Raw genomic sequence first — 11,174 nt, 5'->3', positions numbered from 1 at the left:
GTGAAACGCACGGTGCAATGGCTTAATTTACTGGCAGGCATCATCATCTCCCCCACGCTGATGGCGCAGCAGAATGCCGCAACGCTCGACCATATTCAGAACAGCAGCGTGCTAAACGTGGGTTATCGACAGCTGCCGCCGTTCTCATTTACCGACAGCAATGGCAAGGTCACGGGGTATACCATCGCGGTATGTAAGATGATTGCCGATAAGTTACGCCTGTACCTGAAGCTCAACAGCTTAACCATTAATTATATTCCTGTGAACTTTGGCGAACGGTTCGCCGCATTAAGCTCACATAAAATAGATATGGACTGCAGCGTTAATACCAATGCGCCAGAGCGGATGTCCAGCGTGTCATTTTCTACCGACTATTACGTTGCCAAAATGCGCATCATCTCTTTACGTAAAAATAACATCCATTCGCTTGCCGATCTCAAGGGGCGCACGGTAAGCCTGACCGGAAGCTCAAAAGATTTGCTGGAATTCAATAAAACGAACAGAGAGCAACATCTTAATATTTCGATAATTACCGCCCCGACTATCCACGGCGCATTTAATAAAATGGCGCATAATGAATCCGCCGCTTTTTTTGTCGATGATATTCTGGCCTGGCCGCTTATCAGTCATAGCGAACAACCTGAATTATTTAGCGTGTCTAGCGAGAGCATCGGCAACGATATGCATTATGGCATTATGATGAGGAAAAACGATCCGCAGTTTGTGACGTTTGTTAACAGTACGCTGAAAGATATATTTGCCTCGCCGGTCAACGCGCAACTACGCAACAAGTGGCTGTCTCCGTGGTCCTGCGAGAAGTTGAAAAACCCATCACCAGGCAGCTGTCAAAATAACAATTGAATATTATCAGCCGCTGTTTACGCCGCCGCCTGCTTCGCCTGTGGAAAATCCCCGGGGTGTTGCTGTTATTGCTATCGATCCATTCCCTGCGCGCGGCCTGGGATTTTGCCAATATTTTGCAGAAGTCCGATGCGCTTTACGGCCCTTCCTCCCCAGAAGCGCAACAGCGGATCAACGCCTGGCAACAACTTCTGATCCAGTTGCACAAAGCCGACGAGCAAACGCAATTACGCGCCGTAAATCAATTCTTTAACGATAAGATCCGCTATGCCGAAGATATTGATGTCTGGCATAACGTGGATTACTGGGCCACCCCCATTGAGTCGTTACGCAAAGGCGAGGCGGATTGTGAGGATTACGCAATCGCCAAATATTTCACCCTCCGCCAGTTAGGCGTCTCCGAAGACAAACTGCGCATCACCTACGTCAAGGCTCTGCGCTATAACCGGGCGCATATGGTGCTGACCTGGTATGCCACGCCTGAAGCGATCCCTCTGGTGCTCGATAGCCTGACGAGCACCATTTCACCTGCAACGCAGCGTATGGATTTATTACCTGTTTACTCCTTTAACAACAATGGCCTATGGCTTCCGGGCAACCAGAACAATCAACGTGTTGGAGACAGCAAGAGACTTTCTCGCTGGCAGCAAGTTTTCACCAAAATGCGGGAAGAGGGCTTCCCGATGGATAAATAGGAATCACCTGTGTCTCTTTTTAAACAGTTACTCCTGGCAATCTCTCTCTTTATGATGGTTGTGTTTAGCGGCAATTTTATTGTGACGCTGAAGAGTTCTCGCAATCAATCCAATAACCAACTCCTTTCGCATGCCCAGGATGCGGCAACCGCGCTGGGCGTTTCGTTGACGCCCAATGTCAACGACCCGGCGATGATCGAACTCATGGTCAGCTCCATTTTCGATAGCGGCTACTACAAAAAGATTCGTATCGTTAATCTGGAAAACGGCAAGATTATGCTTGAGCGTAGCGCGACGGCGTCCATTCCTGATGTCCCCGGTTGGTTTGTTGATCTGGTGGATGTCACCCCGCAAACCGGCGATGCGACGATTATGCGCGGCTGGAAGCAAGCAGCGCGCGTGGAAGTCACCAGCGATCCTCTCTTTGCGGTACAGCGCCTGTGGGACAACACATTAGGTAATCTATTGTGGATGCTGTCATGCAGCTTCGCCTGCTTAATCGCTGGCATTCTGCTGCTGCGTAAGCTCCTGCGCCCGCTCAATTATCTGGCAAAGCAGTCGGAAGCCATTACCCGCCGCGAGTTTCTGACGCTACAAGAGCTGCCCAAAACGCCGGAATTACGCCGGGTGGTTGGCGCGATGAATTTGATGGCTGCAAAGCTCAAGTCATTATTTGAAGAGCAAGCCGTCAACAGCGAACGTCTGCATAATGAAGCTTATCTCGACAGCCAGACCGGTGTTGCCAATCGTCGGGCGTTTGATATGCAACTTCAGGTGCGACTGAGCGATGCCGATACGGCGCCGGGATACCTGATGTTGCTCCGCGTTCAGGATTTAGGTGGCCTGAATCAGCGTTTCGGCGGACCGCATACTGATAAGCTGCTGCTCAACATCGCTAACCTGCTAAACGCGCACAGAGAAAAATATGCGTCTCTCGACAGCACGCTCGCCCGCATTCGCGGCGGAGAATTCGCCCTGCTCTGTCCTGGCGTTACGCACGATGAAATGCTGGATATGTGCAACTCACTGAGCCAGAAACTCACGGCCTTTTACGCCACCGGAATGTCAGACCAACAACCGGTCGCCTATACCAGCATGGTGCCATTTAGCGCCGGAGATAACGCGCAATCATTGCTGATTCAGGCCGATCGCCTGCTGGTGGAAGCAGAAACACATACCGACCACCAGGTGGGGCCTGGCACAGAGTTACCAGCAGCTACTGAAGACCAGCATTTGTGGTTTGTTCGTCTGGAGCATGCGCTGGAAAATCAGCAGTTCCAGTTGGTTTATCAACCTGTGGTGGATTGCCGCCAGCCGGAAAAAATCCTGCATTACAAGGTACTGTCGCGAATTATTGATGAGCAGGGCAACACCATTACCGCCGGGCGCTTCCTGCCGTGGATCCATCGCTTTGGTTGGAGCCATCGCCTTGATAAAGTAATGCTGAAGCTGACGCTGAACCAATTAAAAACCGCGCCGGGAAAATTAGCGCTGAGTATTTCTGGCAGTTCTGTCGCCAGCGCGGTCACCATTTCTGATCTGCTCCATCCGCTACGGTATTCACAGCGATTAGCCAGCCAGTTGATTCTGGAACTGGATGAAAACCAACTGCCTGTGCCACATCAAATGGCGGTGTTTGTGAAAGCCGTAAGCCAGCATCGTTGCGCGCTGGGTCTGCAACACTTTGGCAGCCGTTTCGATATGATCGGTCATCTGTCACAGTGGGGGCTTGCTTACCTGAAAATAGACAGCAGATATATCCGCAACATTGATAAAGAAAACGATAAACGTTTATTTATTGAAGTGTTATGCAACGCCACGCGCAATATTGACTTACCGCTAATTGCCGAACGCGTTGAAACGGAAGGCGAACTTAAGGTGCTGCGGGAGTTAGGTGTCGATGGCGCAATGGGTCAACTATTAGGTGAACCCGCGCCGCTGTGATAAACGCAGGAAGCCTTGATACGCTTGTATGTTGCCGGATGGCGCTTCGCTTATCCGGCCAGGAAACTGACTGCCTGCGTCAGCTAAAAAATACTGTCATCGCCACCGAGCAGTTGTTCTAACCCGCCAAGCTCCTGACGTGCGTTTGCACGATTCATCAATTTAACCTGCGCCATCGGCGGTAGATCGGTAATGGCGATCACGCCTTTGCGGATTAGCAGGTAAATCAGATCATCGAGTACACGCACCATCTCCAGATCGCTTTTTTGCAGCATGGCTAAAGGCTGCTGCGGGTCATTTTCGCAGCTTTTGCCGCTCTCTTCGTTTGGTGGAACAGAATTCATATTGTTGCCTTATCGATGAGATGCCACTGCCCTGTTGACACAGGGCAGTGAACATACGCTAGTGATTGTGATTTTGCTCAGGTTTAGCTATCAGGTGATCCAGCGAATAGGACGGAGAATGTAAATCTCCGCTCACCGGGGTAGAAAGCGCAAGAGCCATCCCGTGCGCGACCTTCGCCGGGCTGGCGATAAACTGGTGATCGCCGCCGCTTTGAATGTACTTCGCAATATCGACGCCTTCGTGCAGTTCTCGCGCCAGATCGCTGAGATCGACCTTAGCGAGAATGCTCTGCGCTTTATCGTCAGCACTCAATGCGCCCGCCGTCTGGCCGTGCGCGGTTGCCGCAGGCGCGTAAGGCAGTGACAACGTACTGTCATCAAACAGGTTGTGCAGCGCCTGTTGAAAAGCAGCATGTTGCCCCTTGTCTGCCGTGTGCCCTTTGTGTGAAAGCGGATCGTCCATCATGACATCAACCTGCTGCCCATATAGCGCCACGTTGCCATGATTATCATGCGCGTCAATGCTCACCATGACCCTGTTATGACCGCCATGAAATTCAGAAACGTTTGCAACAATGTCGTAGCGCAGCTCGTTATTGTCCAGATACACCACCACATCGTGATCATGGCCGTTAACCAGCGCGTTGATATGATCTCCAGCGTGCACATCACCTGTCACGCTGCCGGTGATGTGCATAATGCCGGACTGCGATTCGGCCGCGGATATATGGTTATCCCCGGTTATCTTGTCCACCACGATGCTGGCATCGGTATGCGTATCAAGCACCACATTTTTATGATTCGTCACCTCCAGCGTATTTCCGGCGTCATCGTGTAACGTCGTTTTCACCTCAACGTTATTGTTGCCTTCATGCAGGTACGTGCCCGGAACCGCAATCTGATAATCCCTGGAGGTGCCGGGGATCAGTGTGGCCACCGCGTCGTGACCATTGATGCTGACCGTGACAACGTCCGTCGGATGTGCGTCCCCTGAAACCGTAAAGCGGATCAACGTGTCCGACTGCGATTCTTGCAGGTTCACGGTGTTGTCGCCTGCGATACTGTCATGGATGGTAATCGCGCCGTTGGCGTGCTCATCAACCGAGTAAGTATGCGTGGACTGTGCCGTGAATGAATTCCCAGGCGCATCATGCCCGGTAAGCTCAACCTTGATTGACGTGTTGGCGCGCAGAGTGGCTGAATCCACAGCGATCTGATATCCCAGATCACCGTTGTTCAGCTTAGTCACGTTGCCATGAAACGTATGCCCGCCAATGGTTAAGTTGATCGGATCATTAACCTGCGCATCGCCGCCCACAAGACCCGTGATCGTGACGTTCGGCCCCGACAGTTCCTGATGGTTCAGAATGTTGTCAGCGCTGACGTCATCAATCCCCACGGTTCCAGAAGCCAGGCGATCGACAGTAATCGTCTTGTCAGTATCAATCTGCTGGCGGTTACCGGCATCATCATGCGCCACGACGCGGGCGGTAATGTGCTGGTCATGCACCAAATCAACCGTACTGGCTTCAACACTGAATACCTTGTCACTGCCGTTGGCCCTGACTTTAGCCACCAGTTCTTTACCGTTCACGGTGACGGTAACCTGATCGCCAACCTCAACGTCGCCGGTCACGTGGCCAGTGATGGTCGTGGTTGCTTTCCCGGCTTCATCATTGTTCAACACATCGTCCCCGGACACCGGATCCAGAACGAGCATCGCATCCGCATGGGTATCAATCGTCACAGTTTTGTCGTTGACCGCCGTTTGGCTATTGCCCGCTGCATCATGCCCCGTCACGCTGACATGAATCGTGGGATCCGCCTGAAGATCGGTGGTGCTGACAAACTGTTTATAGCCCAGTTGGCCGTTCATATGCGGTAATTCTATGACGGTAGCGTCGACCGTAACGCCATTAACGGTGATCTGCACCGTATCGCCTTTGTGAACATCACCCGAAACGGTACCGCTAATCTCAACCTTACCGGCCTTGACCTCATCAGCATTAAGCGTGTTGTCACCGCCCACGGTGTTGATTGTCACGGTTCCCGTTGCCGTGGTATCCACAGCAAATGTTTGGGTAAAGGTAGCGTCCTGCACGTTGCCGTGAACGTCATGGCCGGTTACCGAGGCGTCAATGGAACGATCGGCCAGCAGATCCGCCGTGTTCACATCAACAACGTAGTGATTGTTCGCATCGATAACCGCGGTATACGTTTGACCATTCACCATCAGCGTCACGCTTTCGCCAGGGTGTACATCACCCGAAACTGTCCCGCTCACCGCGATCGTCGGTTGCAATGTTTCCTGAGCATTCAGTACGTTATCGGCGGTGATTTTATCAATCGACACACTCGCATCGGCCTTGAGGTCGACATCGACATGGCGGTTTGTCGAATCCGTCCCTGGATTGCCAGCCACATCGCTGGCGGCTACCGTCGCGACAATGTCCGGGTTGCTACGCAGGTCGTTGATACTGACATCCTGCGACCAGACCCACTGACCGTGATCCGCATGCACCACGGCAGTTAACGTATTGCCGTTCACCTGCAAAGTCACCACGCTGCCGTCGTGGATCCCATCACCGCTGACCGTACCGCGTACCGTCGTTACGCCGGTTTTCGCTTCCTGACCATTGATAACGTCATCACCCGCGATCTTATCCATCGTGATATGAACAGGATTATCGGTGTCGACGGCGATCGTTTTCGTTTCCTTCGCCGTGTCGCTACCCGCTGAATTGTGTACGGTAATTGATACATCAAACGTCGGATGCGCCGTCAGCACATCCGTTGGGACATTCACCTGATAGCCCAGCAATCCCGCAATCGCAATCGCTTTGCCGTGATATGGAATGTTGTTAATAGTGACGATGACGTCATCACCAACATGCGCATCCCCGCTAACCAGGCCACGTATTGGCGTGGTATTTTTTTGCGCCTCCTGCTGATTAAGAATGTCGTCACCCGCCACCTTATCAACAGTGAGATGGACATGAGGCTGCGGTGGTTGCGTCGTTCCCGTACCGGTGGTTGGGGTGGTGACGACCGGCGGTGTACCGAATCCGTAAGGCGTATTGCCGATTACGGCCATATGGTGCATCCAGGGCAGATTAATAAATTTATGCTCTGCCGCCGTCGCCGTGTTGCCATGATTATCATGAGTGGTGATAGACACCACAATATTGCCATCGTTATCGAATTTATCGGAGCTGATATTGGCCTGATAGCCCAGTTTACCGTCAGGTAATTTTGTTACCTGAGTGGTTATAACGACGCCATGCCCCACCGTAATGGTCACCGTGTCGCCAAAAACCGCATCGGGATCGACATGCCCGGTGACGGAGATAAAGTCAGGCCGCCAACCCGGCTGTAAATCATTCGCAACGGTTTGGCCGGGCACCAGTCCGCTGGAAGCAGTGTCAATGGTAATCCCCGCATCAGCAACGGTATCAATCACCACCGGCAGGCTATCTTGCCCATTCGCGACGTTGCCTGCCGCATCGGTTGCCGAGACCTTCGCCTGAATATTTGGGTCCATGAGCAGATCCAGCGTTGAGACCTCGGTGCTGAACACATGCTGACCATGGTCATCCCGTACCTGCGCGTAGTAGGTTTGATTGTTGATGGTGAGTGTGACCAGATCGCCAACCTGCACATCGCCGCCAACGCTTCCGGTGACGGTGGTCAGCGGGTTATGCGCCTCTTTGCCGTTGATTACCGCGTCATGGTCGTCAGTCACCAGCGGATCAATATGGACGCTCGCCACGGCGCTATCGTCAATCGTTAGCGTACTCTTCGCCTCCGCCGTCGCGGTGTTGTCGTGAGGATCTGTCGTGGTAATTGTCGCCGTGATATGCGGATCGTTTTGCAGCCACTGGGTATCAACATCGATCGAATAGCCTAACGCGCCCCCCAAATGCGGCAATGGGATCACCTTAGCATCCACCAAATGACCACCGATGTTCAGATGTACCACATCGTTTATCCGGGCATCGCCGCCGACCGTGCCGCTGATGGTTGTTTTCGGCGCCTGTAATTCAACGCCGTTCAAAACATCATCGCCCGTTACGCGTTCGAGGGTAATCGTCGCAGCGGCGCTATCGTCCAGACTGACGTTATGATGCGCAACGAATTGCGCGTGGTTCTGCGCGCCGTCGGTGACATCCATGGAGACTTCAATATGCGGGCTGGCGAGCAGATCGGTCGTGTCGACCGAGATATGGTAGCCCATCTTATTGCCGCCAAGATCGTCAACAACGCCATGATAAATATGACCGTTGATCTTCATTAGCAGCGGGTCGCCAGGTTTAACCTCTCCGCTCACGGTGCCGCTAACGAGGGTATGGGGCTGATGCTGCTCAGCATAGTTAAGCGTGTTATCAAGCGTAACGTCGTCGACCGTAATCGCGGCAACCACCCGGGTATCGATGTTTACCGTAGCCTGGGCATTGGCCGTGGCCGGATTGCCTGCTGCATCGGTGGTGCTGACGGTTGCCGTTAAATGCGGGTCGGCCAGCAGATCGGCAGTGCTGACCTTGATGCTATAGACTAAATCACCATTGCCCTGAGCAAACACTTTCCCCGTCAGCACATGACCATTAACGGTCAGATACACCGTATCGTTGACATGCACATCGCCGCCGACTGTGCCGGTGACCAGGGTAAATTGCTGGAGAGACTCCGCCCCGTTGATCGTATTGTCACTGGTGACCGGGTCGATAGTGAGGGTTGCATCCGCCTTAAGATCAACCTGCAAATCCTTATCCGCCTGCCCATCCTGAGTATTGTCAGCCGTATCAACACCTGTGATATGCGCGGTAATATGCGGATCGGCGACGAGGTCGCTGGTCGGGACATCCAGTTTATAGCCCTTCGCGCCGTTATGTTCAGGTAAGCGCTGAACGGTGGTCTCGTAGGTTGTGCCGTTAACGGTCACTTCAACTTTGTCACCCACTTTCACATCGCCAGAGACCGTCCCCATGACTTCGGTGGTGGGCTTAACGGATTCTGCGCCATTAATCATATTGTCGCCCGCCACGGTATCGAGGGTAATCGAAGCCCTGGCATGGTTATCAATATGGACGTCACGGTCAATAGGGGTGATGACCTCATTACCCACCGCATCGTGCGAGGTGACCGTCGCCCTGACGTTCACATTTTTATCCTGGTTGCCCTGGTTGTTGCTGAATGCCGAAGAGTCGACCGGGATGTGATAACCCAGTTGGTTATTGCCAAGCGCAATGACCTTGCCGGTATAGATGCGCCCATTAATCTCCAGGGTGACCACATCGTCAACTTTCGCATCCCCCCCAACGGTACCGGTGATGATTTGCTGTGCCATATTCAGCTCAGAATGGTTCAGCACATTGTCGCTCGTCACCTTATCAACGGTGATGCTCGCCTCAGCGTGCAGATCGATATGCACAATTTGGTCATGCGTTGCCGTGTAGGGGTTGCCGTGATCGTCGACGGTTGAGATAGAGACATGAACTTTTTGATCGCTGCCATCAGGCAGTTTGTCGGTGCTGACCTCAATGCGGTAGCCCAGCGAGTGGTCAGGAAGTTCAATAACCGTACCCGAATAGGTTTTGCCGTTGAAGGTTAAAGTGACATCATCTCCGGGCTTCGCATCGCCGCCTACCGGCCCGGTGATAGTGGCGATATGCTGGTCGGATTCCACCTTGCTGATAATGTCATCCCCTGCAACGGTATCAATACCGATGGTGGAGTCGGCATGCAGATCCACGCCAACGCGACGATCTGCCGTCGCGGTGGTTTCATTACCATGGTCATCCCGGGTATGAATACTCGCGTGAATAACCGGATCGTTGACCAGATCCCTGGTGTTAACAGGAATACTGTAGCCGAGGCCGCCGTTCGCCAGCGTCACCACCTCCCCCGAATAGTGCTGACCATTAATCACCAGCTCGACAGTATTGTGTGCCTTCGCATCGCCGCTGACCGAGCCGCTGATGGTCGTCTTGCCGTGGTTATCGGTAGATTCTTTAATATTGATAACGTTATCAGCCGTTACGCCATCAATGGTGATATGCGACTGGGTGTACATATCGCTGCTCACGGTCAAGGTAGCGTGATTTGTTATGCTGTTCCCCGCCGCGTCTCTGGAGGTTACCGAAACGGTCATCTCGGGGTGAGTCATCAGCATATTGGTATTGACCGGGAAACTATAGCCCAGACCGCCGGCGACCAGCGCGAGAACCACGCCCTGAATCACCGTACCGCCTTTCAGCTCCAGCGTAACGATATCCCCCGCTTTCGCATCCGCCCCACTGACGGTACCGGTAATTTGCGTAATACCGCCGTTTGCCGAAAACTCGTTGATATTGATAACGTTATCGCCAGCAACAGCGTCAATATGCACGCTGTTCTCAGCATAGTTATCGAGATGCACGCTGTGGGTATCGGTGGCAATCGCCAGGTTGCCCGCCGCATCGTGCGAGGTGACCGTGACCTTCACGTCCACGCTGGCGTCAACATTAAGGCTGTTACCGGCAAAGTCAGAAGTATTCACCGCAATACGGTAGCCCAGCGTGTTGTTGCCGAGATCGACTACCTGACCGTGATACTGATGGCCGTTAATCTCCACCAGCACCGGGTCGCCCGCTTTGGCGTCTTCCCCGCTCACCGTGCCGGAAATCACCTGGTTACGCATGTACAGCTCAGCGCGGTTGAGGGTGTTATCGTCAGTAACGTTGTCGATGGTCTGGGCATTGTGCGCCTGGGTGTCCAGCGTAACGGTCCGGTGCTCAAGCGCGGTGACTTCATTGCCCGCCGCATCGTGGCTGACCAGCGTCACCACCACATCGTTTTTACCTTCCAGCAGCGTTCCTTTCGGTAATGCCACTTCGTAACGCATCTGGCCGTTATCATCGACCACCGTTCCGGCAAATTTAAGCCCCTGCACGCTAATGACAACGGCATCGCCCGCTTTGGCATCACCGCCCGCCACGCCGCTAATCAGCGTGGGCATACTGTTTTCAATGGCGTTGACCACATCATCATGTGCCACCGTTTCGACAGTGACAGCATTTTGGGCAACGTTGTCGAGATGCACGCTGTGGGTCCCGGTGGCGATCGCCATGTTGCCCGCCGCATCGTGCGAGGTGACCGTGACCTTCACGTCCACATTACCGTCAATCGGTACGCTGTTGTTAGCAAAGTCTGAAGTGTCTACCGTGATACGGTAGCCCAGCGCGTTGTTGCCTAAATCGATAACCTCCCCGCGGTACTGGTGACCGTTAATCTCCACCAGCACCGGGTCGCCCGCTTTGGCGTCTTCCCCGCTTACCGTGCCGGAAATCACCTG

Annotated in this window: 5 protein-coding genes; 3 read left to right on the top strand and 2 right to left on the bottom strand. The window is 53.4% G+C overall.

Annotated features, from left to right (window positions below; translation table 11 throughout):
• Genes OGV71_RS24530 through OGV71_RS24520 form a run of 3 tightly spaced genes read left to right on the top strand, consistent with a single transcriptional unit; the run spans position 1 to position 3,500 of the window.
• Entirely contained in the window at positions 1-861 is an 861-nt protein-coding gene (locus OGV71_RS24530; RefSeq protein ID WP_286534152.1) for a transporter substrate-binding domain-containing protein, read from the top strand.
• Between the two features lie 2 nt (positions 862-863).
• Positions 864-1,556 (top strand): cysteine protease LapG, encoded by a 693-nt coding sequence (gene lapG, locus OGV71_RS24525; protein ID WP_373371756.1) that lies wholly within the window; start codon positions 864-866, stop codon positions 1,554-1,556.
• 9 nt (positions 1,557-1,565) lie between these two features.
• Positions 1,566-3,500, top strand: coding sequence for a bifunctional diguanylate cyclase/phosphodiesterase (locus OGV71_RS24520; protein ID WP_286534150.1), 1,935 nt, complete (start codon positions 1,566-1,568; stop codon positions 3,498-3,500).
• An 83-nt stretch (positions 3,501-3,583) separates the two neighbouring features.
• On the opposite strand, the gene OGV71_RS24515 is transcribed toward OGV71_RS24520, so the two are convergent.
• Together OGV71_RS24515 and OGV71_RS24510 are read right to left on the bottom strand one after the other, a co-directional pair.
• On the bottom strand, positions 3,584-3,844 hold the full coding sequence (locus OGV71_RS24515) for a hypothetical protein (RefSeq protein WP_071696678.1): 261 nt from the start codon (positions 3,842-3,844) through the stop codon (positions 3,584-3,586).
• 58 nt (positions 3,845-3,902) lie between these two features.
• A complete protein-coding gene (locus tag OGV71_RS24510) occupies positions 3,903-11,171 on the bottom strand; it encodes an Ig-like domain-containing protein (RefSeq protein WP_286534148.1) in 7,269 nt (2,422 codons plus the stop codon).
• Between the last annotated feature and the right edge of the window lie 3 nt (positions 11,172-11,174).

Source organism: Citrobacter sp. Cf088 (genome assembly GCF_030334295.1).
GTDB lineage: Bacteria > Pseudomonadota > Gammaproteobacteria > Enterobacterales > Enterobacteriaceae > Citrobacter > Citrobacter freundii.
Note: the sequence above shows the minus strand (reverse complement) of the source record. Positions and strands in the feature narration are given on the sequence as shown.